At 57.2% G+C, this 23,937-nt stretch carries 30 protein-coding genes; all 30 read right to left on the bottom strand.

Translation table 11 applies throughout. The features are described from left to right. Positions 1–3: 3 nt before the first annotated feature. The 30 genes from AC2FH8_RS10955 to AC2FH8_RS10810 all read right to left on the bottom strand — a co-directional run bounded on the left by AC2FH8_RS10955 (position 4) and on the right by AC2FH8_RS10810 (position 23,933). Positions 4–1,671, bottom strand: coding sequence for a ribonuclease J (locus AC2FH8_RS10955; protein WP_496689763.1), 1,668 nt, complete (start codon positions 1,669–1,671; stop codon positions 4–6). Then, positions 1,668–2,447 carry a type III pantothenate kinase gene (locus AC2FH8_RS10950; RefSeq protein ID WP_142634866.1) on the bottom strand — a complete coding sequence of 260 codons (780 nt, stop codon included), beginning with the start codon at positions 2,445–2,447 and terminating at the stop codon, positions 1,668–1,670. Before AC2FH8_RS10950 ends, AC2FH8_RS10955 begins: the two co-directional genes overlap by 4 nt. 11 nt (positions 2,448–2,458) lie before the next feature. Continuing rightward, positions 2,459–3,208, bottom strand: coding sequence for a biotin--[acetyl-CoA-carboxylase] ligase (locus AC2FH8_RS10945; RefSeq protein ID WP_281972819.1), 750 nt, complete (start codon positions 3,206–3,208; stop codon positions 2,459–2,461). A gap of 36 nt (positions 3,209–3,244) precedes the next feature. Then, complete coding sequence (gene nuoN, locus AC2FH8_RS10940; protein WP_496689762.1) at positions 3,245–4,687, bottom strand: NADH-quinone oxidoreductase subunit NuoN; 1,443 nt, start codon at positions 4,685–4,687, stop codon at positions 3,245–3,247. A 15-nt stretch (positions 4,688–4,702) separates the two neighbouring features. Continuing rightward, on the bottom strand, positions 4,703–6,247 hold the full coding sequence (locus AC2FH8_RS10935; protein ID WP_496689761.1) for an NADH-quinone oxidoreductase subunit M: 1,545 nt from the start codon (positions 6,245–6,247) through the stop codon (positions 4,703–4,705). Further along, positions 6,247–8,397 (bottom strand): NADH-quinone oxidoreductase subunit L, encoded by a 2,151-nt coding sequence (gene nuoL, locus AC2FH8_RS10930; protein ID WP_496689760.1) that lies wholly within the window; start codon positions 8,395–8,397, stop codon positions 6,247–6,249. The genes AC2FH8_RS10935 and nuoL overlap by 1 nt, the downstream gene beginning before the upstream one ends. Positions 8,398–8,403: 6 nt before the next feature. Further along, positions 8,404–8,709: an NADH-quinone oxidoreductase subunit NuoK gene (gene nuoK / locus AC2FH8_RS10925; RefSeq protein ID WP_050602759.1), complete on the bottom strand. Its 306-nt coding sequence runs from the start codon at positions 8,707–8,709 to the stop codon at positions 8,404–8,406. Between the two features lie 4 nt (positions 8,710–8,713). After that, positions 8,714–9,073 carry a hypothetical protein gene (locus AC2FH8_RS10920; protein ID WP_496689759.1) on the bottom strand — a complete coding sequence of 120 codons (360 nt, stop codon included), beginning with the start codon at positions 9,071–9,073 and terminating at the stop codon, positions 8,714–8,716. 125 nt (positions 9,074–9,198) lie between these two features. Continuing rightward, entirely contained in the window at positions 9,199–9,801 is a 603-nt protein-coding gene (locus AC2FH8_RS10915; RefSeq protein ID WP_480636068.1) for an NADH-quinone oxidoreductase subunit J, read from the bottom strand. Further along, positions 9,798–10,208, bottom strand: coding sequence for a carboxymuconolactone decarboxylase family protein (locus tag AC2FH8_RS10910; RefSeq protein ID WP_496689758.1), 411 nt, complete (start codon positions 10,206–10,208; stop codon positions 9,798–9,800). Before AC2FH8_RS10910 ends, AC2FH8_RS10915 begins: the two co-directional genes overlap by 4 nt. Continuing rightward, entirely contained in the window at positions 10,201–10,437 is a 237-nt protein-coding gene (locus AC2FH8_RS10905) for a hypothetical protein (protein WP_496689757.1), read from the bottom strand. Before AC2FH8_RS10905 ends, AC2FH8_RS10910 begins: the two co-directional genes overlap by 8 nt. 12 nt (positions 10,438–10,449) lie before the next feature. Continuing rightward, positions 10,450–10,944 (bottom strand): NADH-quinone oxidoreductase subunit NuoI, encoded by a 495-nt coding sequence (nuoI, locus tag AC2FH8_RS10900; RefSeq protein ID WP_496689756.1) that lies wholly within the window; start codon positions 10,942–10,944, stop codon positions 10,450–10,452. 1 nt (position 10,945) lies between these two features. After that, positions 10,946–11,983, bottom strand: a complete 1,038-nt coding sequence (nuoH, locus tag AC2FH8_RS10895) for an NADH-quinone oxidoreductase subunit NuoH (RefSeq protein WP_142634879.1) — start codon at positions 11,981–11,983, stop codon at positions 10,946–10,948. A gap of 204 nt (positions 11,984–12,187) precedes the next feature. Next, positions 12,188–14,209, bottom strand: coding sequence for an NADH-quinone oxidoreductase subunit NuoG (gene nuoG / locus AC2FH8_RS10890; RefSeq protein WP_496689755.1), 2,022 nt, complete (start codon positions 14,207–14,209; stop codon positions 12,188–12,190). 8 nt (positions 14,210–14,217) lie between these two features. After that, on the bottom strand, positions 14,218–14,643 hold the full coding sequence (locus AC2FH8_RS10885; RefSeq protein WP_271950187.1) for a DUF5333 family protein: 426 nt from the start codon (positions 14,641–14,643) through the stop codon (positions 14,218–14,220). Between the two features lie 20 nt (positions 14,644–14,663). Beyond that, the gene (locus tag AC2FH8_RS10880) at positions 14,664–15,068 is read right to left on the bottom strand and encodes a DUF5333 domain-containing protein (protein ID WP_271950189.1); all 405 of its coding nucleotides are present in this window, start codon (positions 15,066–15,068) and stop codon (positions 14,664–14,666) included. 98 nt (positions 15,069–15,166) lie between these two features. After that, complete coding sequence (locus tag AC2FH8_RS10875) at positions 15,167–15,550, bottom strand: hypothetical protein (RefSeq protein WP_496689754.1); 384 nt, start codon at positions 15,548–15,550, stop codon at positions 15,167–15,169. Continuing rightward, positions 15,550–15,966, bottom strand: a complete 417-nt coding sequence (locus tag AC2FH8_RS10870) for an MAPEG family protein (protein WP_142634887.1) — start codon at positions 15,964–15,966, stop codon at positions 15,550–15,552. Before AC2FH8_RS10870 ends, AC2FH8_RS10875 begins: the two co-directional genes overlap by 1 nt. Positions 15,967–15,971: 5 nt before the next feature. Next, a complete protein-coding gene (gene nuoF / locus AC2FH8_RS10865; RefSeq protein WP_496689753.1) occupies positions 15,972–17,270 on the bottom strand; it encodes an NADH-quinone oxidoreductase subunit NuoF in 1,299 nt (432 codons plus the stop codon). Between the two features lie 12 nt (positions 17,271–17,282). Beyond that, entirely contained in the window at positions 17,283–17,504 is a 222-nt protein-coding gene (locus tag AC2FH8_RS10860) for a DUF5337 domain-containing protein (protein WP_271950193.1), read from the bottom strand. Positions 17,505–17,536: 32 nt separating this feature from the next. Beyond that, the gene (gene nuoE / locus AC2FH8_RS10855) at positions 17,537–18,637 is read right to left on the bottom strand and encodes an NADH-quinone oxidoreductase subunit NuoE (protein ID WP_496689752.1); all 1,101 of its coding nucleotides are present in this window, start codon (positions 18,635–18,637) and stop codon (positions 17,537–17,539) included. Beyond that, positions 18,627–19,079: a hypothetical protein gene (locus AC2FH8_RS10850; protein ID WP_142634892.1), complete on the bottom strand. Its 453-nt coding sequence runs from the start codon at positions 19,077–19,079 to the stop codon at positions 18,627–18,629. The genes nuoE and AC2FH8_RS10850 overlap by 11 nt, the downstream gene beginning before the upstream one ends. Beyond that, positions 19,076–20,299, bottom strand: a complete 1,224-nt coding sequence (locus AC2FH8_RS10845; protein WP_496689751.1) for an NADH-quinone oxidoreductase subunit D — start codon at positions 20,297–20,299, stop codon at positions 19,076–19,078. The genes AC2FH8_RS10850 and AC2FH8_RS10845 overlap by 4 nt, the downstream gene beginning before the upstream one ends. Continuing rightward, positions 20,299–20,424 carry a hypothetical protein gene (locus AC2FH8_RS10840; protein ID WP_496689750.1) on the bottom strand — a complete coding sequence of 42 codons (126 nt, stop codon included), beginning with the start codon at positions 20,422–20,424 and terminating at the stop codon, positions 20,299–20,301. The genes AC2FH8_RS10845 and AC2FH8_RS10840 overlap by 1 nt, the downstream gene beginning before the upstream one ends. A 7-nt stretch (positions 20,425–20,431) precedes the next feature. Then, positions 20,432–20,605 carry a hypothetical protein gene (locus AC2FH8_RS10835; protein WP_170433422.1) on the bottom strand — a complete coding sequence of 58 codons (174 nt, stop codon included), beginning with the start codon at positions 20,603–20,605 and terminating at the stop codon, positions 20,432–20,434. Then, positions 20,605–21,210, bottom strand: a complete 606-nt coding sequence (locus AC2FH8_RS10830; protein WP_271950203.1) for an NADH-quinone oxidoreductase subunit C — start codon at positions 21,208–21,210, stop codon at positions 20,605–20,607. Before AC2FH8_RS10830 ends, AC2FH8_RS10835 begins: the two co-directional genes overlap by 1 nt. A 10-nt stretch (positions 21,211–21,220) precedes the next feature. Beyond that, complete coding sequence (locus tag AC2FH8_RS10825; RefSeq protein WP_037307875.1) at positions 21,221–21,754, bottom strand: NuoB/complex I 20 kDa subunit family protein; 534 nt, start codon at positions 21,752–21,754, stop codon at positions 21,221–21,223. After that, positions 21,745–22,110 carry an NADH-quinone oxidoreductase subunit A gene (locus tag AC2FH8_RS10820; protein WP_142634899.1) on the bottom strand — a complete coding sequence of 122 codons (366 nt, stop codon included), beginning with the start codon at positions 22,108–22,110 and terminating at the stop codon, positions 21,745–21,747. Before AC2FH8_RS10820 ends, AC2FH8_RS10825 begins: the two co-directional genes overlap by 10 nt. A 182-nt stretch (positions 22,111–22,292) precedes the next feature. Beyond that, a complete protein-coding gene (locus tag AC2FH8_RS10815) occupies positions 22,293–23,075 on the bottom strand; it encodes a crotonase/enoyl-CoA hydratase family protein (protein ID WP_496689749.1) in 783 nt (260 codons plus the stop codon). A 3-nt stretch (positions 23,076–23,078) separates the two neighbouring features. Further along, the gene (locus tag AC2FH8_RS10810) at positions 23,079–23,933 is read right to left on the bottom strand and encodes a hydroxymethylglutaryl-CoA lyase (protein WP_496689748.1); all 855 of its coding nucleotides are present in this window, start codon (positions 23,931–23,933) and stop codon (positions 23,079–23,081) included. Positions 23,934–23,937: the final 4 nt, after the last annotated feature.

The raw sequence follows: 23,937 nt of genomic DNA, 5'->3' as shown, positions 1-23,937 counted from the left end.
AACCTACTTCATTCGGCTGATCACCGTGGTCACCTCGGGCTTTTTGCCGATCTCGGTCTTTGCTGTCTGACGCACGATCCGGCGCAGTGCCTCTTCCAGCTTGTCATCGTCGCGCCGGGTTTTGGCATCCGCCCGCATGAGGAACTGGTTCAGGTCCTCTTCCAGAACTTCGACCAGTGCTGCGCGCGATGTTCCGGTCTCGGCCAAGCCCATCGTATCGCACCAAGGTTCACCCAACGGTTCGTCTTCTTCGTCTAAAATAACCGTCACGGTTACATGCCCGTTCAAGGCCATGCGAATGCGGTCGCGGACAACTCCATCCAAGGCTCCGACCTTTACGGTTCCATCCAGATAAGTTCGGCCTGTCTCGACGTAGTCGACGACCTTGGGGGCATTGCCGGTGAGATCCAGCATCGTGCCATTGACTGCCACAACCCCGGTACGACCACCCGCTTCGGCCAGTTTAGCATGTTCGCGCAGATGTCGGTGTTCACCATGCATGGGAATAACCATCTGCGGGTTGACTATGGCGTGCACTTTTTCCAGATCAGGCCGGTTGGCATGGCCAGAGACGTGATACAGACCCGAGCTGTCATCCACCACATCAACGCCTTTTTCGCTGAGCTGGTTCATGATGAAGATTACGCCCTTCTCATTGCCCGGTATCGTCTTCGACGAGAACAGGAACAGATCGCCTTCCTTCAACTCGATCCCGCGGTATTTACCGCGTGCAAGCTGGGCACTGGCCGCACGGCGTTCGCCCTGGCTGCCGGTTACGATCAGCATCAGGTTCTGGCGCGGGATATCTACGGCCTCTTCGGCGCTGATAACCTTGGGAAAATCCGTGAGAATACCGGTTTCCGTCGCGGCCTCGATCATCCGCCGCATCGCACGACCCAACAGAACGACCGAGCGTCCCGCGCGCTGCCCAGCCTCGGCCAGCGTCTTCACCCGTGCGACATTCGAGGCAAAAGTCGTCGCAACCACCATTGATTTGGCATTTTCGACCAATTTGGTGATCTCGGGCCCTACCTCGGATTCCGAGCGGCCCGCATGCGTTGAAAACACATTTGTGCTGTCGCAGACCAATGCTTTCACACCGTCCTTTGAAATCTCTGCCCAAAGGTCCTGATCAAACGGTTCACCTACCACAGGGTTGGCATCCAGCTTGAAATCCCCTGTATGCACGATTCGCCCCGCAGGCGAGTCTATGACAAGCGCCGCACTTTCGGGGATCGAGTGCGATACCGGCAAAAACCCGACTGTAAACGGGCCAACCGTCACCTGTTCAGGCCAGGCTGACAGGGTCTGAACCGCGTCTGTCGGATGGGCTTTCTCTTCCATCTTGCGACGTGCGAGATTTGCGGTGAAAGCGCGTGCATAGATCGGGGCGCCCAAGTCGTCATAGCAATGCGCCACAGCGCCGACATGATCTTCGTGGGCATGGGTGACGAATACCGCCTCAAGCCGGTCGGCACGTTCTTTTAGCCAGTTGATATCGGCATGGATCAGGTCGACACCGGGTGTTGTGTCCATATCTGGGAAGGTTACACCAAGATCGACAAGGATCAGCTTCTCCTTTCCCGGCTTGCCATAGCCATAGACATAGGCATTCATCCCAATTTCGCCCGCCCCGCCCAGGGGCAGATAGATCAGTCGTTCACTGCTCATGTTGAGCCATTTTCCTTGTTATAGCGATGGATCACGGTCAGTCCGTGCATCGTCAAATCGTCTTCTATAGCGTCAAACCCAACATCTGCCTGATCGAACAGAGGCGCAAGCCCCCCGGTTCCCACGACTTTCATCGGCATGCCGTATTCCGTCTTGATCCGGGCAATCAGCCCTTCGATCAGACCGGAATAGCCCCAATACACGCCAGATTGAATGCAGCCAACCGTATTTGTTCCGATCACTTTTTCGGGACGTGTAATGTCGATATGCGGCAACGCGGCGGCCCCCTGGTGCAACGCTTCAAGGCTCAGGTTTACACCTGGGGCGATGATGCCGCCGACATATGCTCCATCCGAAGACACCACGTCAAAGTTGGTGGCCGTTCCAAAATCGACAACAACCACATCCCCGCCATGCCGTTCAAACGCCCCGGCAGCATTGGCCAGGCGATCCGGGCCAGGGACCGTACCCTCGTCTATGCGCGGGCTGACAGGCAGCAGACACTCTGGCTTGCCCACGACCAATGGGCGACAGCCAAAAAACCGGTCCGCAAAGACGCGCAGATTGAAAACCACACGCGGCACGGTCGAGGCGATAATCACATCGGTGATATCAGCTTCGATCTCATAATGTTTGACCAGCGTAGAGTACCAAGTGAAATAGGCATCCGCCGTTCGGGCATGGTGCGTAGACGTGCGCAGCGTGCAGACAAATTCCTCACCGTCCCAGATCGAGAAAACGGTATTGGTGTTGCCGCAGTCGATGGCTAGAAGCATTGTTGCCCCTTTCAGAAAAATACGTCTGCCGCAGGTATGCTGACGCGGCCCTTCGCGGTGTTTAGGACAAGGTTACCCCGTGCGTCCACCGTTTCGAAGGTCCCGACGGTCTCAGTGGTGACAGTACGCGCGGTGATGACCTCACCCAGCTTAGCTGCGCGGGACAACCAGGCAGCGCGGATGGGTTCGAACCCGTAGGTTACAAACTGGGCCTCGAAACGCGCATAGGCCGATGCAAGCTCGGTCAAAAAGTCTTCGGTGGTGACATCTGCCCCTGTCTCGGACAACAGCGAAACCGGCCTTAGCGCACCTGGTTCGACTTTATCTGCAGCCGGTGCCTGCGCGAGATTGACGCCGATGCCGATTGCCAAATGCGAGACGTCCCGCCCCTGCCCGGTACTTTCCAGCAGTATCCCCGCAAGCTTGCCACCGTTCAGCAACACATCATTGGGCCATTTTAGCGACAAACCCGATATGCGTCCGGTGACCGCCACACATGCATCAAACAGGGCCAAGGCGGCGACAAAACTGCGCAGAGCGGCCTGTTCCGGGCGTCCTGCGGGCCGCATCAGCAGCGTTGCGGCAAGATTTCCCTCGGGGTTGGTCCAGACCCGTCCGCGCCGACCGCGCGCCTGTGTCTGGCGGTGCGCCAGGATCCAGACCGGACCCTGAGCCATCGGCGCGATCCGGGCGGCTTCGTTCAGAGTGCTATCGACCTCTTGCAATACATGCAGGCCATATCCATCCGGCCAATCGCTCATGTCACAAGAACATTAGGCCGCGGGCAATGGTCGAAATCAGTTAACAAGCGTCGCCGCTGCAGCTGCCGCTGCGCCCTCAATCCCAAACTGATAGAATACGCCAACCAACATCAATGCAGCTGACCCCATCAGAGCAACCCACAGAACCGGAGACGAATTTGCGTCGATCGGGTCGTCATTCTCGGCACCGAAATACATATAGTATACGATCCGCAGGTAATAGAATGCACCGATCACCGAGGCGATGGCAGACATGATAACCAGACCGGTCAGGCCAGCCTCAATACCCGCTTGCCAGACGCCGAATTTCGCAAAGAACCCAAGCATCGGTGGAACACCGGCAAGGCTGAACATCAGGATCAGCACGGCCAGAGCCTTACCCGGATCGCGTTTGGAATACTGGCGCAAGGCGTCAATGTCGGTAACAGGTTTACCGTCCCGTTCCATCATCAGGATAAAGGCGAAAGTTCCGACATTCATGGTCACGTAAATCGCCAGATACATCAGCATCGCCTTGATACCCAGCTCGGTCCCAGCCGCCAGTCCGATCAGCGCATACCCCATATGGGCAATCGACGAAAACGCCATCAGCCGTTTAATGTCGCGTTGTCCGATGGCAGCCACGGCCCCCAACAGCATAGACAGAACAGACAAGAGTACGATCACCTGCTGCCAGTCCTTTACGACACCTCCAAATGCGTCGTGCAACACGCGGGCAAACAGGGCCATGGCGGCCACTTTGGGCGCCGTGGCGAAGAAGGCAGTGACTGGTGTGGGCGATCCTTCATAGACATCCGGCGTCCACATGTGGAACGGAACAGCCGAAACCTTGAACGCGAGCCCCGAGATCAGGAAGATCAACCCAAACAGCAACCCGAGGGTCACATCGCCGTGGTGAACGGTCTGAATGATGCCCGAGAACAACGTGGTACCCGTAAAGCCGTAGACAAGCGAAGCCCCATACAGCAGTAAGCCCGAGCTAAGCGCGCCCAGAACGAAATATTTCAGGCCAGCCTCGGTGGATTTGGCGCTGTCACGACGCAGCGCAGCCACAACGTATAGCGCCAGCGACTGCAGCTCGAGCCCCATATACAGAGACATCAGGTCACCCGCGCTGACCATCATCATCATGCCGACAGCGGCAAGCGCCACCAGCAAAGGGTATTCGAAACGCAACAACCCGCGGCGGGTCATATAGTCCTGGCTCATCATCAAAACGGCTGCGGCAGATAGCAGGATCGCCACTTTGGCAAAGCGCGCGAATCCGTCATCAACGAACATGCCGTTAAACGCGATGTTCGTTCCGTCGCCATTGGTGGCGATCCAGAACGCCAGCAGCGCCATCAGCCCTGCTGTCACCCAGACCAATGTCGGCGCAAGCCCGTCCTTGGTGGTGTAAACAGCCGCAAGCAATGCCGCCATCGCATATAGTGCCAGAACGATCTCTGGCAGGATAATTGTCAGATCAGCCTGGATCATGTCTCCAAAGCCTCCTTAATGCGAGGCGGCTGTCTGGGTCGCGGTCTCAGCCGCGGCCAGAGCCGTATCATAGTTCGAAATCAGCGCGGCAGTCGAGTTGCCAATCACATCTGTTACTAGCGACGGATACACACCCAACAGGATCGTCATGACGATCAGGGGGGCAAATATCAACCGCTCGCGCGAGCTCATATCAGTCATCGCCTTGAGGCTTTCTTTGATAAGATCCCCAAATACGACCCGACGATACAGCCACAAAGCATATCCCGCCGAGAAGATAACACCGGTCGCGGCCACAGCAGTCACCCAGGTATTGACCTGGAAAGCGCCCATCAGGGTCAGGAACTCTCCGATGAACCCACTGGTGCCCGGCAGGCCGACATTAGCCATGGTGAACAGCATGAAGACCAGCGCGTAGGCAGGCATCCGGATTACCAGACCGCCATAGGCCTCGATTTCGCGGGTGTGCATCCGGTCATAGATCACGCCGACACACAGGAAGAGCGCCGCCGAGATGAACCCGTGGCTGAGCATCTGGAAGATGGCTCCGTCGACACCCTGCTGGTTTGCCGCAAAGATGCCCATGGTGACAAAGCCCATATGTGCGACCGAGGAATAAGCGATCAGCTTTTTCATATCCTCCTGCACCAGAGCAACCAGCGATGTGTAAACCACAGCGATGGCCGACATCCACAGCACCAGATCGGTCATCACCGCCGACCCCACCGGGAACATCGGCAGGCTGAACCGCAGGAAGCCATAGCCACCCATCTTCAACAGGATCGCCGCCAGCACGACCGACCCTGCGGTCGGCGCCTGCACGTGTGCATCCGGCAGCCAGGTGTGGACCGGCCACATCGGCATCTTCACCGCAAATGAGGCAAAGAACGCCAGGAACATCAGCGTCTGCATACCGCCTACGATATGGATGCCCAGAACGGTAAAGCTGTCGGACGAGAAATGATGCGCCATCAGCGCTTCGATATCCGTCGTGCCTGCATCCGCATACATCGCAACCATAGCCACCAGCATCAGCACAGAGCCAAGGAACGTGTAGAGGAAGAACTTGAAGCTGGCATAGATGCGCTCTTTACCACCCCAGATGCCGATGATCAGGAACATCGGGATCAGACCCGCTTCGAAGAACAGGTAGAACAGCACCAGGTCCAGCGCCATGAACACGCCAAGCATCAGCGTTTCCAGCAGCAGGAAAGCAATCATGTATTCCTTGACGCGGTCTGTCACATTCCAGCTGGCCAGAATTGTCAGCGGCATAATGAAAGTGGTCAGCAACACGAACAGGACGCTGATGCCATCCACACCCATCTTGTATTTCAGACCCATCAGCCACTGGCCCTCTTCCACCATCTGGAAGCCGGTGTTTTCAGGATCAAAGCCGGTATAGATGCCAATCGAGACCAGGAAGGTCACCGTCGTCGCAACCATGGCCACCCATTTGGCATTGCGTTGCGCGGCTGCGTCGTCGCCCTGCAGAAACAGCCCCAGAATGGCGGCCGCCGCTGCGGGGATGAAGGTGACGATCGAGAGGATATTGTCCATTAGTGTGCGCCTCCGCCGATCGACATCCAGGTGACCAGGGCAGCAATTCCCAGGACCATCCAGAAGGCATAGGTAAATATGTAACCAGTCTGCGCCTTGCCTGCGAGGCGGGTTAAGAATGGCACGATGCCCATCGCTACCCCGTTCAGGAAACCGTCAATCGTGTTGCCGTCTCCGCGTTTCCACAGGAACCGCCCAAGTGCCAAGGCAGGTTTGACGAAGATCGCGTCATAGATCTCATCAAAGTACCATTTGTTCAGCAGGAACAGATAAAGCGGACGCTGGTTTGCTGCCAAGCGCGCGGGCAACGTCGTATTCACGATATAGAACCAATAGGCCACGATGAAACCAAGCAGCATCGCAACGAAGGGTGAGACCTTGACCCATTTCGGAACAGCATGCGCATCGTCCAGCACATGATTGTCCGGTGCGATGTAGAGCGCGCCTTCTCCGGGCGTTCCAACAAAGGCATAATGGTGATCGCCGCCCTGCGCGTCCTTCTCACCATGGCTGTCCTCCGCGTGACCAGCATCCGCATGCGTATCGTCGCCGTGATCATCTTCGGCATGGGTATCGTCCCCATGCGCGCCCTCTGCCGCGTGGCCATCCACCGAAGCCTCTGCAACCGGAATGCCATAGAACTGGCCGACCTTGTCGGTGTGGCCAAAAAAGTTGCCATACCAGATCATCCCGGCGAAAACCGCACCCAGCGAAAGAACGCCCAGCGGAACCAGCATGACCAACGGGCTTTCATGCGCATGGTCATGCGTGTGCTTGTCCCCGCGCGGCTCGCCATAGAAGGTCAGGAAAATCAGACGCCAGCTGTAGAATGACGTAAATACCGCCGCAATCACCAGCATCCAGAACGCATAGCCGGTGCCTCCGGCAAAGGCGCTTTCGATGATGGCATCCTTGGACAAGAACCCGGCAAAACCGAATGTGGTCAGCGGAATGCCAACCCCGGTAATAGCCAGCGTACCGATCATCATCGCCCAAAACGTGTAGGGGATTTTCTTCCGTAACCCGCCATATTCCGTCATCTCTTGCTCGTGATGCATCGCGTGGATCACAGAACCGGCCCCAAGGAACAGCAGCGCCTTGAAGAACGCATGGGTCAGCAGGTGGAACATCGCCGCCGAATACATGCCAACGCCTGCGGCCACGAACATGTAACCAAGCTGCGAACAGGTCGAATAGGCGATAACACGTTTGATATCGGTCTGAACCAATCCCACGGTCGCTGCAAAGAAAGCCGTCGAAGCGCCGAGGAAGGTGATGAACCCGGTCGCACCCGGCGCAAACTCCATCAGCGGAGACATGCGGCAGATCAAAAATACACCCGCAGTCACCATGGTCGCGGCGTGGATCAGGGCTGATACAGGCGTCGGACCTTCCATCGCATCCGGCAACCAGGTGTGCAGGAACAACTGTGCCGATTTGCCCATCGCACCGATGAACAGCAGAACGCAGATCACCTCGATCGCGGTCCATTCACCCCACAGGAAGTGCAGCTTCTCTTCGGCCAATGCCGGGGCAGAGGCGAAGATGTCCGAGAAATTGATGCTGTCGGTCAGCAGGAATAGCGCAAAGATACCAAGCGCAAAGCCAAAGTCCCCAACCCGGTTGACGATAAACGCCTTCATCGCCGCCGCATTGGCGCTTGGCTTGCGGTAATAGAACCCGATCAGCAGATAAGACGCGACGCCCACACCTTCCCAGCCAAAGAACATCTGAACCAGATTATCCGCCGTCACCAGCATCAGCATGGCAAAGGTAAAGAAGGACAGATAGGCAAAGAAGCGTGGCTTATAGCTTTCGCCTTCGCGCCATTGCGGATCGTGATCCATGTAGCCAAAGGAATACAGGTGCACCAGCGCCGAGACGGTCGTCACCACAATCAGCATGATCGCGGTCAACCGGTCCAGACGAATGGCCCAGCTTGTCGAGAGCGAGCCGCTTTCGATCCAGCGCATGATCTCGATCTGCTGGGTGTGGCCGTCGAATGTCAGGAACACGATCCACGACAGCAGACAGGCCAGAAACAGCAGGCCCGTGGCGGTCCACATGGCGGCTTTCTCGCCTATGAACTTCCAGCCGAACCCGCACAGGATCGCGCCCACCAGCGGGGCAAAGAGGATGGTGGTTTCCATGTGCCCTTACCCCTTCATCATATTGACGTCTTCAACCGCGATCGAGCCGCGGTTGCGGAAGAAGCAGACCAGAATGGCCAGCCCGATCGCCGCTTCGGCCGCCGCCACGGTCAGCACGAACAGCGTAAACACCTGCCCGACCAGATCGCCCAGGAAGCTGGAAAACGCCACGAGGTTGATATTCACCGCCAGCAGCATCAACTCGATGCTCATCAGCAGGATGATGACGTTCTTGCGGTTCAGGAAGAGACCGAAGATGCCGATGACGAACAGCGTCGCCGCGACCGTAAGATAGTGTTCAAGTCCGATCATCGTCTCATAGTCCCTCGAATTTCTCTTTCCCGTTTCGGAGCTCTGGAAAAGCCGCCGCACAGGCGCAGTTTTCATTCGTTTCCGTGATTTCGCTGACGTCGAAGGCTTTCTGATCGAATGTCTTTTTCACCGAATCCCACGAATGGCTTGCACCACCTTTGGCCAGTTTTTGTAGGGTTTCACTTGCCTCGTCAGTTCGATCCAGAAGGGTATTGTCGTATTCCCTGTTGAGTTGCGTCACGACATTAAGTGTTTGCCCAGTCTCGCAAGCTGAAATTTTTAGGAATGTCGATTCCGTGCATCCCAATTCTTCGTCGCAAAGACCGCCGGCTTCGTAGAAAGCTACAACTCCGTCACCGATCACTTGGTGCTCAGTTGCAATCCAATGATGGGACAACAACGGCAGGCCATCGCACTCCGTTATTGGAAACGCGACTACTGACAAAGGCATACTTGCCACAGCAAAACCAGATATGATGGCACCGAACCTCACAACCCCTGCCCCGGTTTCACGTCTTTCAGTTCCATCGCTTTGGCCGGGTCGCGCATCATCTGGCCGATGATGTCCTGACGCTTGATGTCCTGACGGTGGCGCAGCGTCAGCACGATGGCGCCGATCATGGCGACCAGCAGGATCAGGCCCGCCAGTTGGAAAAGAAGGAAGTATTGGTCGTAAAGGATGACACCCAGTGCCTCGGTATTGTGACGATCCACTGGAACCGGCTGTGCCAGATTGGCGGCAGCACCTTGCGCGCTATCCCAAGCCCCAAAGGCCATGACAAACTGCATCAGGATGACCAGACCGATCAGCAAGGCCAGCGGCATATAGCGTGCCATCTCGGCCTTGAGCTCAGCAAAATCCACGTCCAGCATCATCACGACGAACAGGAACAGAACCGCGACCGCGCCGACATAGACGATGATCAGCAGCATCGCCACGAACTCAGCCCCCAGCAGCACAAACAATCCTGCCGCGGACAGGAAGGACAGGATCAACCACAGCACGGAATGCACCGGCTGGCGGCTGATCACCGTGAACAGCCCGCCGGTGATGGCGCTGATGGCGAACAGATAGAAGGCAAAGACGGTCATTGATCCTCATCCTCGTTATCGCCCATGACCTCTTGCGCCAATTCCAGCGCGCGGGTCATGGCCGGGATGCCGGCAAAGACCGACATCTGACCGATCGTTTCCACGATCTCTTGTTTCTTGGCACCGGCTTCCACAGCGTGGCGCACGGTCTGACGCACCGCCGCATCCGCCTGCGCGCCCTGACAGGTCAGCCCGGCCAGTGTCAGCAACAGGCGAGTCTTGGCATCCAACCCGTCTTTGTTGACGGTGTTGCCGAACATCATCTCCATGACTTCTTTCGGCATGGTCGGCCATAGAGTTTCGAACCCTTTGGGCGAGAAGCTCTCCATCGCAGGGTTCATCGCCTTGGCCATGTCCTGCGCCTGCTTCATCATCAGCTCAAACGGATTTGTCGGGGCGTCATTCATTGATCAATTTCCCATCAACCTTGGGCCAGGGAGAGTTCGCAAAAACCCAAATGACAATGATGTTCACGAATGGGATACACATCAGAAGTGCCAGCCATTTCGATGAACCTGTTCTTTTCGCAATCTTTAGCGAGGGAATACCAACGGCCAAAAATGCTATGCCCAATATTAACAACAGCGCCGGCAGACCGGACACATGAAATTGGAAACTTTCTGTTGCGTCATTCATTAGTTTTCTCGCTTAGCGATACGGCGCGTCTATTTCCAGATTGCGGGCGATCTCGGCTTCCCAGCGTTCGCCGTTATCCAGCAGTTTTTCCTTGTCGTAGAACAACTCTTCGCGGGTTTCCGTGGCGAATTCGAAATTAGGACCTTCGACGATGGCATCGACCGGGCAGGCCTCTTGGCAGAAACCGCAATAGATGCACTTGGTCATGTCGATGTCATAGCGCGTGGTACGGCGGCTGCCATCTTCGCGCGGTTCGGCGTCGATTGTAATGGCCTGTGCAGGGCAGATCGCCTCGCAGAGTTTGCAGGCAATACAGCGTTCTTCACCGTTGGGATAGCGACGCAGGGCGTGTTCACCGCGAAAACGCGGAGACAGAGGACCCTTTTCATGCGGGTAGTTCAGGGTGGCCTTCGGTGCGAAGAAGTACTTCAGTCCCAGCTTCATGCCGACCCAGAAGTCCTGTAGCAGGAAGTACTTAGCGGCGCGGGTGTAGTCGATTTGGGTCATGTCAGCCTCCTACGCTCCAACGGGCGAATGCCCCCCAGAACCAGTCGAATTTCGCCGCAAAGGCCACGAAGACTACCCAAGCCAGCGAGAAGGGCAGGAAGACTTTCCAACCCAGCCGCATCAGCTGGTCATAGCGGTAGCGCGGCGTGATCGCCTTGACCATTGCGAAGAGGAAGAAGAAGAACGCCATCTTCGCGACCATCCACAACACGCCGTCGGGCAGGCCCGGGATCGGGGACAGCCAGCCGCCGAAAAACAGCAGCGTGGTCAGCGCGCACATCAGGAAAATGGCGATATATTCGCCAGCCATGAACAACAGGAAAGGCGTGGCCGAGTATTCGACCTGATAGCCCGCGACCAGTTCGGATTCCGCCTCTGGCAAGTCAAACGGTGGGCGGTTGGTTTCGGCCAGCGCCGAGATGAAGAACAGGAAGACCATTGGGAAATGCGGCAACCAGTACCAGCTGAAGAACCCAAAGCGCCCGTCTTGCGCATGCACGATGTCACCGAAGTTCATCGACCCGGTCGACAGGATCACACCGATGATGATCAGACCAATCGAGACCTCGTAGGAAATCATCTGAGCGGCAGAGCGCAATGAGCCAAGGAAAGGGTACTTTGAGTTCGACGCCCACCCCCCCATGATCACGCCATAAACCTCCAACGAGGACACGGCGAAGACATACAGGATGGCGACATTTATATCCGACAGCACCCAGCCGTCGTTGAACGGAATCACGGCCCAGGCGATCATCGCCAGAACAAATGAGGTCAACGGCGCGAGGATAAAGACGGTGCGGTCTGCACCCGCTGGGATAACCACCTCTTTAACAACATATTTCAGCGCATCGGCCACCGATTGCAGCAGGCCATAGACGCCCACCACGTTGGGGCCACGGCGCATCTGAACCGCCGCCCAGATCTTCCGGTCTCCATAGACAAGGAACAACAGCGAGATCATCACAAAGGCCACAACGGCAAGCACTTGTGCCAGAATGATGAGGGCTATTCCGCCTGGGGTGTTAAAGAATTCAGCCATTGGTCCTCACACCGTGGGTATTCCGTTTTCCGCACGAAATGCTAAGGCCATGTGCCTGCGTAAAGTGCGTCTGGGTCGGCGCGTTGGTGTAAACAGCATCTGCAGCCTCTACGCCACCCTTTTTATTCCGTTTCATAGGCAAAACAGGGGCGAGCCCCTGTCCGACCAGCACAGGGTCGAAATGCGATATGACAGAGTTTCGGTTCATTCCGCCGCGATCTTTTCGCCTTTGCGTGCCTGCGTCTGCGCCGATAGCTCAGCCATCAACTGCGAGGCCCGTGCAATCGGGTTGCTCAGGTAGAAGTCCTTGACGGTGTGACGGAAGCTCGCCTTGCCCAGAGGGCCGAGCTTCAGCGCCTGAACCTCGTTTTCGATCACCTCGTCGATACGGGCCAGATGCGGCACCGCCTCGATCAGCGCGGTGCGTAGTTGCGCCAGCGAGTCATAAGGCAGCGTCGCACCCAGTTCGGCAGACAAAGCGCGCAGGATCGCCCAGTTTTCCTTCGCCTCACCTGGTGCAAACCCGGCACGCATCGCCAGTTGCGGGCGGCCTTCGGTGTTCACGAACAGGCCGTTTTCCTCGGTATAGGCTGCGCCCGGCAGGATCACGTCGGCGCGGTGCGCACCTCGATCGCCATGGCTGCCCTGATAGATGACAAAGGCGCCGTCGCCGATTTCAACTTCATCGGCACCGAGATTATAGATCACATCCGCCGCGCTGATTGTATCCATGCCACCTTCGTTGGTGGCATCGACATCCATAGAACCAACACGTGAGGCGGCTGTGTGCAGGACAATCAAACCGCTTTCGGTATTCGCCGCAATGGTTTGCGCAGCGGCCAAAACCGCAGCGCCATCCGCTTCCTGCAATGCACCCTGACCAATGATGACCAACGAGCGTTTGCCCTTGACCTCATCATCTCCGCCCATATCCACCACCTGCTGCAATGCCGCACGATCATCGCCGACATGGTGGTAATCATAGGTCAGATCGACTGCTGGACCGACCACAGCAATCTCAGCCCCATGCGCCCAGGCTTTGCGAATGCGCGCGTTCAGCACCGGCGCCTCATCACGCGGGTTGGTTCCGATCAGCAGAATGCGCTCGGCGCTGTCGATATCTTCGATCGCAGCGGTCCCGGCATAGGCCGCGCGGTTGCCCGTTGGCAACTTGGCGCCATCGGTACGGCATTCGACAACCCCGCCCTGCCCTTCAATCATCTGCTTCAGAGCAAACGTAGCCTCGACCGGGGCCAAGTCGCCCACGATACCGGCGGGCTTTTCAGCCCCTTTCAACGCCTCGGCCGCTTTGGTCAACGCCTCGGGCCACGTCGCCGGGCGCAGCTTACCGTTTTCACGCAAGTATGGCTTGTCCAGCCGCTGACGACGCAGGCCGTCCCACACAAACCGCGTCTTATCACTGATCCATTCTTCGTTCACGCCATCATGATTGCGCGGCAAAAAGCGCATGACTTCGCGCCCTTTGGTATCCACACGAATGTTCGAACCCAATGCATCCATCACGTCGATGCTTTCGGTCTTGGTCAGTTCCCAAGGGCGCGCGGTAAAAGCATAGGGTTTCGAGGTCAGCGCCCCGACGGGGCACAAGTCGATGATATTACCTTGCAGATTCGAATCCAGCGTCTGGTTCAGATATGACGTGATCTCGGCGTCTTCGCCCCGTCCGGTTTGACCCATCTGAGTGATCCCGGCCACTTCGGTTGTAAAGCGCACGCAGCGGGTGCAACTGATGCAGCGGGTCATCGCGGTACCAACCAGCGGACCCAGATCCAGATCATCGACCGCGCGCTTGGCTTCCTTAAACCGCGTGCCCGACATCCCATAAGCCATCGCCTGATCCTGCAGATCGCACTCGCCACCCTGATCGCAGATCGGGCAATCCAGCGGGTGGTTGATCAGCAAGAACTCCATCACTCCTTCGCGGGCCTTCTTGACCATGGGCGAGTTGGTTTTGACCACCGGTGCTTGCCCTTCCGGCCCCGGACGAAGATCGCGCACCTGCATGGCACAAGAGGCCGCAGGTTTAGGCGGCCCCCCAACAACTTCGACCAGACACATCCGGCAGTTCCCGGCAATCGACAGACGCTCGTGATAGCAAAAGCGCGGCACTTCAACCCCGGCCTGTTCGCAGGCCTGAATCAGGGTCATCGCACCATCGACTTCGATTTCCTGTCCGTCGATGTTAACTTTGCGGAGGTCAGACATGATTTAAACTACCCTTTCAGGAATGTGCCGATAGCAGATTTTTTGGCGATTTCGCTTCGCCCTGCCGAGCACATCGTATCTGGAACGCCAATCACGATGCCGTTTCCTTGGATATAACGAATAGCGTCGTCCTGTATCCGCTTCCGCGGCAAATTTCTTTCGAGATAGACAAAATCACTTTCCCGATACCCCTTGGCTTCTAGGTCGTCAGCTACCGTTTTCATGCTTTGCCTGATCTGCGATCGATTGAGCGACAAATTCGGACAACCGCCTGCAATCTGCTCTGCCATAGCGTTGGCAAAGGCCACATCATAGAGGCTCTGCGGAACCTGTGTACGAAACTGAGCGCGAGATGTGTCAGCGTCCAAAGCTTGGCTGGATGTTGACTCGCATCCAGCTAAGACCAAAAGCAAAACACCAGCAAAGCCCGTCATCAAAGCTCTGAAACCCATACTCAATTCGCCCTCAAATACACGCCGATGGCGCTGTTTCTTTCAATTTCCGCACGACCAAGCGTACAGAAGGAATTCGGCCGGTCATACGACACGCCATTTTGGGCCAGATAGGCCTCGCCCTTGGCGCGCATTCGGTCTTTTTCTGCATCCGAATCGACATAAGAGCGGATTTCACTGTCGGAATAGCCCAACTGGTTCGCTTTCGACCGCAAGCCCCACATCACACCAATCGCCTTCATACGCCGTCCGCTGATGGAGGGGCAGTATTCCGAAATTTCGTTCGCGATTGCGATGTAATAGAGTTCGTTGTCGATCTCTTTGACTTCGCGCAAGGGAGGTTTAGCCAAAGCAACCGCAGGCAGTGTCAGCGCCGTTGCAACGGCAAGCATTTTGATACCAGACATGACAAATCCTTTCGTCTTGGAAAGACCAAGACGACGGAGGCCAGCATTGCTATGCAATAGCAATGGGCCTGTCACGGCGTGATATGCAAAAACCCGCTTCATGGACGGCGGCAGCTCCCGGCAAAGGTTAGTCTGTCATCGTTGATCTGAAGGTTTTGTGGTTCGGTATCCGGCCCGACCTTCCAGTCGATCCTGGAGGATCCGAAATTCGCGATGCAAAACTTAGTGCCCTCATAACGGCCAGCCTCGCGCGCACCATCCAATGAGGCAGATACTCCTTTGATCACAACGGTGAAATCCGAAGGAGACGCTTTTTTGTTGATGTGCTTTGCTTTGGCTCTGAACGACTTGCCATCGAATAGAATACGATCTTCCGAAGGCTTAACCAGCCCGCAGGCCGAAACCGCCACCAGCAGTAAAACTGCGCCGATGAGGGAAACATTCTTGGTTCTGGTCACAAGATCAACAGTTCGTTCAATCATTAAAACGCCGCCACCAATGCCATGATCCCCATCACGAACATGCAAAGCCAGGCAACCACGTAAAGAACCGAGCGCAAGCCAGAGTTCGGCTTACCCAGTCCACGCAGATGAACAAACAGCATTGCCAGACGCGAAACCAGTGCCACGGAGGCGAGCAAGTTTACCCAAAACGGGCTGACCCCCAACAAAATTGCCGCTATCGTCACAGCCGCAAAAGCAGGAAGCGTTTCAGTGCCGTTCAGATAGGCACGGTTCAACCGATAGGCCCTGTCTGAATAATCTTGCTCGGGCGTGGCGCCTGGCGCCAGCCCCTTACCCTGTTTGGCCATTGCCGAAAATGGGGCTAGGAACAGGACGACGAGGGTGAAGATCATCACCGATGCAAGTGCATGGCCATAGTCCGAAAATACTTCCATTTGAATCACTCCGCTGCCATCGCACCCGTGCGGCCCGATTTCTGGGCCTTGATGCGGTCTTCGATTTCTTCCCGGAAATTGCGGATCAGGCCCTGGATTGGCCAGGCTGCCGCATCACCGAGGGCACAGATCGTGTGGCCTTCCACCTGTTTGGTCACGTCAAACAGCATGTCGATCTCTTCCAACTCGGCCTCACCGCGCACAAGGCGGTCCATGACGCGCATCATCCATCCGGTGCCTTCGCGACACGGCGTGCACTGACCGCAGCTTTCATGTTTGTAAAACTTCGACAATCGCCAGATCGCTTTGATTATATCTGTGGATTTATCCATCACGATCACCGCAGCCGTACCCAGGCCCGAGCCCAGATCGTTGCGCAGGTGGTCAAAGTCCATGATCGCGTCGCGCATATTCTCACCGCGCACACAGGGCACCGACGAACCACCCGGAATAACCGCCAGCAAATTGTCCCAGCCGCCGCGAATGCCGCCGCAATGGGTTTCGATCAGCTGTTCAAACGGGATCGACATTGCCTCTTCGACCACACAGGGGTTGTTCACATGGCCCGAGATCGCAAACAGCTTGGTGCCTGCATTGTTCTGACGGCCAAAGCCTGCGAACCAGTCGGCCCCGCGACGCAAGATCGTCGGCACTACCGCAATGGATTCCACATTGTTCACCGTGGTCGGGCACCCATACAGACCTGCGCCCGCCGGGAACGGTGGCTTCATCCGCGGCATGCCCTTTTTGCCCTCAAGGCTTTCGATCAGGGCAGTTTCTTCACCACAGATATAGGCGCCCGCCCCGTGATGCAGAAACAAGTCGAAATCCCAGCCTGACCCAGCGGCGTTCTTGCCCAACAAACCGGCGTCATAGGCTTCGTCAATCGCGGCCTGCAGCGCCTCACGCTCGCGGATGTATTCCCCGCGCAGGTAGATATAGCAAGTATGCGCATTCATCGCGAAAGAGGCTATCAGGCAGCCTTCGATCAGCGTATGCGGATCGTGGCGCATGATTTCACGGTCTTTGCAGGTGCCAGGCTCGGATTCATCCGCGTTCACCACCAGATAGGACGGGCGACCGTCACTTTCCTTGGGCATGAAGGACCACTTCAGACCGGTTGGAAAACCCGCGCCGCCCCGGCCGCGCAGCCCTGAATCCTTCATCGTCTGGATGATCCAGTCGCGCCCGTTGCCGATCAGGCCAGCAGTGCCGTCCCAATGCCCCCGGGTCTGTGCACCGCGCAAAGTACGCTCGTGCATCCCGTAGATGTTGGTAAAGATCCTGTCCTGATCCTTCAGCATCATGTATTACCTTCAGCTGTCCTGACGCATGCGCCAGAGTTGAAATATGTTGACGCCCGCATAGATGAAACCGGCCAGCGCGGCAAAATCAAACAACAGCGCATAGCGTCCCGGCAGTTCCATCGCAGGGCCAATGAACATCGTCATGGCAAGCCAGATCAGCATGGTCACGGCGATGACCACTCCGATATGTCGACCCTTGCGGGCCATGGCCTGTTCCTTGTCCTTGTCCATCTTGTCCTAAATGCCCAGAGCGGGCACACATCCTAGTCTTCGTATGTACCGTCGTCCTTGGCCCGCTTGGCGAACTCGGTTTCTTCACCCGCCGCCAGCTTGGTGGCCTGATCAATCCAGCCGTCTCTCTCGATCCGGCCTTTGAACTTCAGCCGCGCATCAACCCAGGCAACCTGCTCAGGCGTCCATTTGGCGATCTGATCATAATGATAGAAGCCCAGCTCGTTCAGCGTCTTCTCAAGCTTAGGCCCGACACCTTTAAGCAGCTTCAGATCGTCCGACTTGCCGTCCCGCGCACCCGAAAGCGTGTCGGGCTGGTCTTCTTTGACCGCCTTCGCCTCAGCCGCTTGTTTCACCGCGGGTTTGGCCGGTGCGGGGGCCTTGGGAGGATTCGGAGCAGCCTTTGTCGCCGCCGCCTTGCCATCCTTGCCCAGCCATGGCGTCAGGATCGGAACCTCGGTCCCGTCGATGCGCTTGACGGTATCCCCCAGATCAGTCGCCAACTGAACGCTGGCGTTATACTGGGTTCGGCCGCTGTCATATTCTGACAGGCTGGTCAGCCCCTTCAAAGGCTCTGCCGCATAGCGCCCGTTCTGAGGGCCCGGTGTCGGCACCTTGCCAGCGGCCAGATCGTCGATGATCTTGCCAAAACCCTCGGCGGTCAGGTCTTCGTAATAGTCCTTGCCGATCTGCGCCATTGGCGCGTTGGTGCAAGAGCCAAGGCATTCGACCTCTTCCCAGCTCAGCTTGCCATCGGCGGACAAAGCATGCGGCTTGGCGGCGATCTTGTCCTTGCAGACCGCAATTAAATCCTCGGCCCCGCAGATCATGCAGGACGTGGTCCCGCACACCTGAATATGCGCCACCGAGCCAACCGGCTGCAGCTGGAACATGAAATAGAACGAGGCGACTTCGAGCACGCGGATATAGGCCATGCCCAGCATGTCAGCGACGGATTCAATCGCCGGACGGCTCAGCCAGCCCTCTTGTTCTTGCGCGCGCCACAGCAGAGGGATCACCGCGCTGGCCTGACGGCCTTCGGGGTATTTGGTGATCTGCGCTTCGGCCCATTGCCGGTTGGCAGCAGTGAAGGTGAAGTTCTCGGGTTGTTCGGGGTGAAGCCTACGCAGCATTCGACGATTCCTCCGCAGGACAGGAGAGCGAGAATCCACCAGCAGTATCGATTTCCATGATACCAACTAATTCAGCTCGGTTGTTGTTCAGTGTCGAAATGAAAATTCCTTCGCAGAAATTCGCATATTCTCGGCTCATCGATGTTTCCCCCGATCGAATTTTGACGAGCAAAGTCGGTGCATCTATCGCTTCTGAATGATTAGTGGAACCTAAAGACCAGCCATACTCCCCAACGATGTAGTACCAGTTGTCCACCTGCTCTTTTATATAGCAGTCGGAATTGCCCCAACCGCTTCGGGCGTTAGGTTCGGCCAATGCGTCTTTTTTGAAGTTACAAATCATTGAACGTTCAAAGTGCTCAGTCGGACCACGAAGAACTGGCATCGCGAATGCAAGCACGACAACTAATGCTCCTGATCCAACAAGATGCGCTTTCTTCACCGGTCAATCTCCCCGAACACGACATCCATGGTCCCAATAATCGCGGCGACGTCGGCCAGTTGGTGGCCTCCGGCGATGTGATCCATGGCTTGCAGGTGCAGGAAGCCCGGCGCGCGCAGTTTGGCCCTGTAAGGCTTGTTGGTGCCATCGGCGACCAGATAGACGCCGAACTCACCCTTCGGGGCCTCGACGGCGGCATAGACCTCGCCCGCGGGCACGTGGAAGCCTTCGGTATACAGCTTGAAGTGATGGATCAGGCTTTCCATCGAGGTTTTCATATCCGAGCGTTTCGGCGGGGTGATCTTGCCGCGGGCCAGCACATCTCCGGGGCATTCGCGGATTTTGGCGATGGCCTGACGGATGATCAGCAAGGACTGGCGCATCTCTTCCATGCGGCAGAGATAGCGGTCATAGCAGTCGCCGTTCTTGCCGACCGGAATCTGGAACTCGAATTCGTCATAGCATTCATAGGGCTGCGCGCGGCGCAAATCCCAGGCCAGCCCCGATCCGCGTACCATGACACCCGAGAAACCGTATTTCTGGATGTCATCCTCGGTCACCACGCCAATATCGGCGTTGCGCTGTTTGAAGATGCGGTTCTCGGTCAGCAGACCGTCAATATCGTCGAGAATGGTGGGGAATTCGTGGCTCCACGTCTCGATATCGTCCAGCAGTTCCGGCGGCAGGTCCTGATGTACGCCGCCGGGGCGGAAATAGGCCGCGTGCAGGCGGGCACCGCATGCCCGCTCATAGAACACCATCAGCTTTTCGCGCTCTTCAAACCCCCAGAGCGGCGGGGTCAGCGCCCCCACATCCATCGCCTGCGTGGTCACGTTCAGCAAGTGGTTCAGGATGCGCCCGATCTCGGAATACAGCACCCGGATCAGAGAACCTCGGCGCGGCACCTCAACTCCGGTCAGCTTTTCAATGGCCAGACACCAGGCATGTTCCTGGTTCATCGGCGCAACGTAGTCGAGACGATCGAAATACGGCAGGTTCTGCAGATACGTCCGGCTTTCCATCAGCTTTTCGGTGCCACGGTGCAACAAACCGATATGCGGGTCGCAACGCTCAACAATCTCGCCATCCAGCTCAAGCACAAGCCGCAAAACCCCGTGCGCCGCAGGGTGTTGCGGGCCAAAGTTAATGTTGAAATTGCGGATCTTCTGTTCTCCGCTCAGCGCGTCCGTGCTGCCGTCATCATATCTTGAGCCGTCCATCAACGCCCCCGCTTATTCTTTTTTGCATCAGCCCGAACCCGGACCTTTTCGGCCTCGGCCGCCTTGGCTGCAGCCCCCGCCAGAAGGACCCCCAGCGCACCCAGCACGATCAGTTCCCCCAGCATCATCATCTCAGCGGCGCTCCAGCTCTTGCAGTTTCAGCCCGACCCACCACAGCAACGCGATCGTGCCAAAGGGGATCAGACAGAGCAGGCACCAGTATTTGTTAATCCCGAAGAACGGCAAAATCTTCACCATCGGGATGATGGTCAGTGCAGATAGGATCAGCCACCAAATGCCACCCATTATTCGCTCTCCTGTTTCTCATCGCCGGGCAGGATGTAATTCGCACCCTCCCACGGAGACATGAAATCAAACTGACGGTATTCCTGCACCAGATTGACCGGCTCATAGACCACACGCTTTTGCGCCTCGTCATAACGGACCTCGGTATAACCGGTGGTCGGGAAATCCTTGCGCAGCGGATAGCCACGAAAGCCATAGTCGGTCAGGATTCGCCGCAGATCAGGATGGCCCGAGAAAAGGATGCCGAACATATCGAACACCTCGCGCTCGAACCAGTTGGCCGAAGGGTGAACGTCGACAATCGACGGCACCATGTCATCCTCACGGATCGACACGCGCAGGCGGATACGCTGGTTCTGGTACATCGACAGGAAGTGATAGACCACATCGAACCGCTTGGCCCGCTCGGGATAGTCAACGGCTGTGATGTCCACCAGGGTCGAGAACTTGCAACTGGCATCGCCCTTCAGAAATTCGATAAATTCCACAAGGTTCGACGGGGCCACGTCCACGTTCAACTCATCATGGGTGACATCCCAGGACAGAACGCAATCGGTCCGTTTGAGTTCCAGCTGCGCGCCGAGTTCTTTGAGTGCTTCGCTCATTGCCCTCTCCTCAGCGTACAATGGTGCCGGTGCGGCGGATTTTGCGCTGCAGCTGCATCAGACCATACAACAGCGCCTCAGCCGTCGGAGGGCAACCGGGCACGTAGATATCGACCGGCACAATGCGGTCACAGCCGCGCACAACAGAATAGGAATAATGGTAATACCCGCCGCCGTTGGCGCAGGATCCCATCGAGATCACATAGCGCGGCTCGGGCATCTGGTCATAGACCTTACGCAGCGCAGGCGCCATTTTGTTGGTAAGCGTTCCGGCCACAATCATCACATCCGACTGACGTGGGGACGCGCGTGGCGCGATACCAAACCGTTCTGCATCATAACGCGGCATCGAGGTATGCATCATCTCAACTGCGCAACAGGCCAGCCCGAAGGTCATCCAGTGCAACGACCCGGTGCGCGCCCAATTGATGATATCCTCGGTCGAAGTTAGCAGGAACCCTTTGTCCTGCAGCTCGGCATTCAGGGCCTGGGTGGCGACTTCTTTATCGACGCCAGCGGTGTTTGCACCCGTCATCACTCCCATTCCAGGGCCCCTTTCTTCCATTCATAGGCAAAGCCGATGGTCAGAACGCCCAGGAATACTATCATGGACCAGAAGCCCACATCGCTGATGTCCTTGAAACCGACGGCCCAGGGAAACAGAAACGCGATTTCCAGATCGAAGATGATGAAGAGAATCGAAACCAGGTAAAACCGAACGTCGAATTTCATGCGCGCATCGTCGAAGGCGTTGAACCCGCACTCGTATGCGCTGACCTTTTCCGGGTCGGGATTGCGGACGGCCAGCACCACAGCGGCAAGAATCAGGACGATTCCAAGGCCCGCAGCGACGACCAGAAACACCAGGATCGGGAGGTACTCCCGCAGCAGGTCTTCCACGAATAGCTCCTTTCCTGCGCGTGCCCCGTAGGGGAGCGCCGTCAATTAGCGTGTTGACTGGACATTCTCTATCCGCGCGGGGTCAGAGGGTCAACCAAACACAACCGCATGGCACCCTAATATTCCGTTTCATTCCAGCCGAACTTCGATCCGTGAAACGCCCAGACCGACAGAACGTAAACCTAACTATTCCATACAGGTTTTCGCTTGTCGAAGAATGCGCTGATTCCCTCATGCGCCTCGTCAGTTTCCCAGCGCGCAACCAGCGCCCGGATCGTTTGGTCGATAACGGGATCGTCAACACGCGGCCCCAGACTATGGACCAAGGCCTTGGCCGAGGCCACCGCACCAGGCGCACATGACAAATAGGGTTCAACCTCGGCCTCGACAGCGTCCGCCAGATCTTCTGCTGAGACCGTTTTGGCCAACAGGCCCAAATCGACGGCCTCGGCCGCGTCAAACAATCGGGCCGACATAAAGACCCGCCGCGCACGTGCCGCCCCCATCCGAGCGACAACATAGGGGCCGATGGTGGCCGGGATCAGACCCAGTCGCGTCTCGGTCAGGCCCATTTTGAGGGTCTCGACACCTACTGCCACGTCGCAGACGGCGGCAAGGCCCACGCCGCCACCGAAGGCGTTGCCCTGTAACGCTCCGATCAGCGGTTTGGGCATCACGTTCAACGCCTGCAACATCTCGGCCAGTTTGCGTGCTTCGACAAAGCGTGTCTGAGGATCCGCTGCCATCTGGTCCTGCATCCAGCCCAGATCCCCACCGGCACAAAAGCTTTTGCCTGCTCCGGTCAGAACGACGACGCGCACAGTTCCATCGCTGCCCAACTGTACTGCCGCTTGTGTCAGTTCCCGGATCATCTGCGCGGACATCGCATTATGCTTTTCCGGGCGGTTCAGCGTCAGGGTTGCAACGCCACGTGGATCAACCGTGACCGAGATCGTTTCAAACATCGCCTACTCCGCCCTCATGGCCAGTGCCATTTGTGCCGCTTGTTCCACGATCCCCAGATCAAGTCCCGTTTCATATCCAAGACGCTCTAAATGCGCGACCACGGCTTCGGTGGCCACGTTCCCTGCGGCGCCGGGTGCATAGGGGCAACCGCCCAGCCCCCCGACTGCTGAGTCAAATGTCCGCACGCCCAGCGTCAATGCAGCGTCGATATTGTCGATGGCCCGACCATTGGTGTCGTGGAAATGTCCCGCCAAGCGGGTAACAGGCACCGTCTCACGCACCGCCAGAAGCATATGGGCGATAGTGTCCGGTGTTCCCTGCCCGATCGTATCTCCCAGCGATACCTCATAGCAACCCAGCGCAAATAGTGTGTCCGCAATCTCGGCCACCTTCTCGGGTGGGGTCGGACCATCATAGGGGCAGTCGGTCACGCAGGACACGTAACCGCGCACTGGCAGGTCAATATGGCGCGCAGCCTCTAGGATCGGTTTGAACCTCTCAATGGATTCGGCGATGGTCGCGTTGAGATTGGCCTTCGAGAACCCTTCCGAGGCAGACGCGAATACGGCAATCTCATCCGCTTTGGCAGACAAGGCGTCCTCGTACCCGCGCATATTTGGCGTCAGCGCCGCATAGCGCACCTTACCAACCCGCTGGATCCCGGCCAGAACATCGGCACTGCCAGCCATCTGGGGCACCCATTTCGGAGACACAAAACTGGCAACTTCGATCCGATTGAAGCCCGCCTTGCTCAGGCAATCGATCAGAGCGACCTTCTCGGCAACAGGAATTTCCCGCTGTTCGTTCTGCAGCCCATCACGTGGCCCTACTTCAAAAATGTCGACCCGTTCACCCATAGCT

This window comes from Ruegeria sp. CDSC025 (genome assembly GCF_059610805.1).
Note: the sequence above shows the minus strand (reverse complement) of the source record. Positions and strands in the feature narration are given on the sequence as shown.

Bases quoted from the DNA above. Each gene is read 5' to 3' on its own strand.
- AC2FH8_RS10955 (WP_496689763.1), bottom strand. From the start codon at position 1,671: ATGAGCAGTGAACGACTGATCTATCTGCCCCTGGGCGGGGCGGGCGAA.
- AC2FH8_RS10950 (WP_142634866.1), bottom strand. From the start codon at position 2,447: ATGCTTCTAGCCATCGACTGCGGCAACACCAATACCGTTTTCTCGATC.
- AC2FH8_RS10945 (WP_281972819.1), bottom strand. From the start codon at position 3,208: ATGAGCGATTGGCCGGATGGATATGGCCTGCATGTATTGCAAGAGGTC.
- nuoN (WP_496689762.1), bottom strand. From the start codon at position 4,687: ATGATCCAGGCTGATCTGACAATTATCCTGCCAGAGATCGTTCTGGCA.
- AC2FH8_RS10935 (WP_496689761.1), bottom strand. From the start codon at position 6,247: ATGGACAATATCCTCTCGATCGTCACCTTCATCCCCGCAGCGGCGGCC.
- nuoL (WP_496689760.1), bottom strand. From the start codon at position 8,397: ATGGAAACCACCATCCTCTTTGCCCCGCTGGTGGGCGCGATCCTGTGC.
- nuoK (WP_050602759.1), bottom strand. From the start codon at position 8,709: ATGATCGGACTTGAACACTATCTTACGGTCGCGGCGACGCTGTTCGTC.
- AC2FH8_RS10915 (WP_480636068.1), bottom strand. From the start codon at position 9,801: ATGACCGTCTTTGCCTTCTATCTGTTCGCCATCAGCGCCATCACCGGC.
- AC2FH8_RS10910 (WP_496689758.1), bottom strand. From the start codon at position 10,208: ATGAATGACGCCCCGACAAATCCGTTTGAGCTGATGATGAAGCAGGCG.
- AC2FH8_RS10905 (WP_496689757.1), bottom strand. From the start codon at position 10,437: ATGAATGACGCAACAGAAAGTTTCCAATTTCATGTGTCCGGTCTGCCG.
- nuoI (WP_496689756.1), bottom strand. From the start codon at position 10,944: ATGACCCAAATCGACTACACCCGCGCCGCTAAGTACTTCCTGCTACAG.
- nuoH (WP_142634879.1), bottom strand. From the start codon at position 11,983: ATGGCTGAATTCTTTAACACCCCAGGCGGAATAGCCCTCATCATTCTG.
- nuoG (WP_496689755.1), bottom strand. From the start codon at position 14,209: ATGTCTGACCTCCGCAAAGTTAACATCGACGGACAGGAAATCGAAGTC.
- AC2FH8_RS10885 (WP_271950187.1), bottom strand. From the start codon at position 14,643: ATGACGGGCTTTGCTGGTGTTTTGCTTTTGGTCTTAGCTGGATGCGAG.
- AC2FH8_RS10880 (WP_271950189.1), bottom strand. From the start codon at position 15,068: ATGTCTGGTATCAAAATGCTTGCCGTTGCAACGGCGCTGACACTGCCT.
- AC2FH8_RS10875 (WP_496689754.1), bottom strand. From the start codon at position 15,550: ATGATTGAACGAACTGTTGATCTTGTGACCAGAACCAAGAATGTTTCC.
- AC2FH8_RS10870 (WP_142634887.1), bottom strand. From the start codon at position 15,966: ATGGAAGTATTTTCGGACTATGGCCATGCACTTGCATCGGTGATGATC.
- nuoF (WP_496689753.1), bottom strand. From the start codon at position 17,270: ATGCTGAAGGATCAGGACAGGATCTTTACCAACATCTACGGGATGCAC.
- AC2FH8_RS10860 (WP_271950193.1), bottom strand. From the start codon at position 17,504: ATGGACAAGGACAAGGAACAGGCCATGGCCCGCAAGGGTCGACATATC.
- nuoE (WP_496689752.1), bottom strand. From the start codon at position 18,637: ATGCTGCGTAGGCTTCACCCCGAACAACCCGAGAACTTCACCTTCACT.
- AC2FH8_RS10845 (WP_496689751.1), bottom strand. From the start codon at position 20,299: ATGGACGGCTCAAGATATGATGACGGCAGCACGGACGCGCTGAGCGGA.
- AC2FH8_RS10840 (WP_496689750.1), bottom strand. From the start codon at position 20,424: ATGCTGGGGGAACTGATCGTGCTGGGTGCGCTGGGGGTCCTTCTGGCG.
- AC2FH8_RS10835 (WP_170433422.1), bottom strand. From the start codon at position 20,605: ATGGGTGGCATTTGGTGGCTGATCCTATCTGCACTGACCATCATCCCG.
- AC2FH8_RS10830 (WP_271950203.1), bottom strand. From the start codon at position 21,210: ATGAGCGAAGCACTCAAAGAACTCGGCGCGCAGCTGGAACTCAAACGG.
- AC2FH8_RS10825 (WP_037307875.1), bottom strand. From the start codon at position 21,754: ATGGGAGTGATGACGGGTGCAAACACCGCTGGCGTCGATAAAGAAGTC.
- AC2FH8_RS10815 (WP_496689749.1), bottom strand. From the start codon at position 23,075: ATGTTTGAAACGATCTCGGTCACGGTTGATCCACGTGGCGTTGCAACC.
- AC2FH8_RS10810 (WP_496689748.1), bottom strand. From the start codon at position 23,933: ATGGGTGAACGGGTCGACATTTTTGAAGTAGGGCCACGTGATGGGCTG.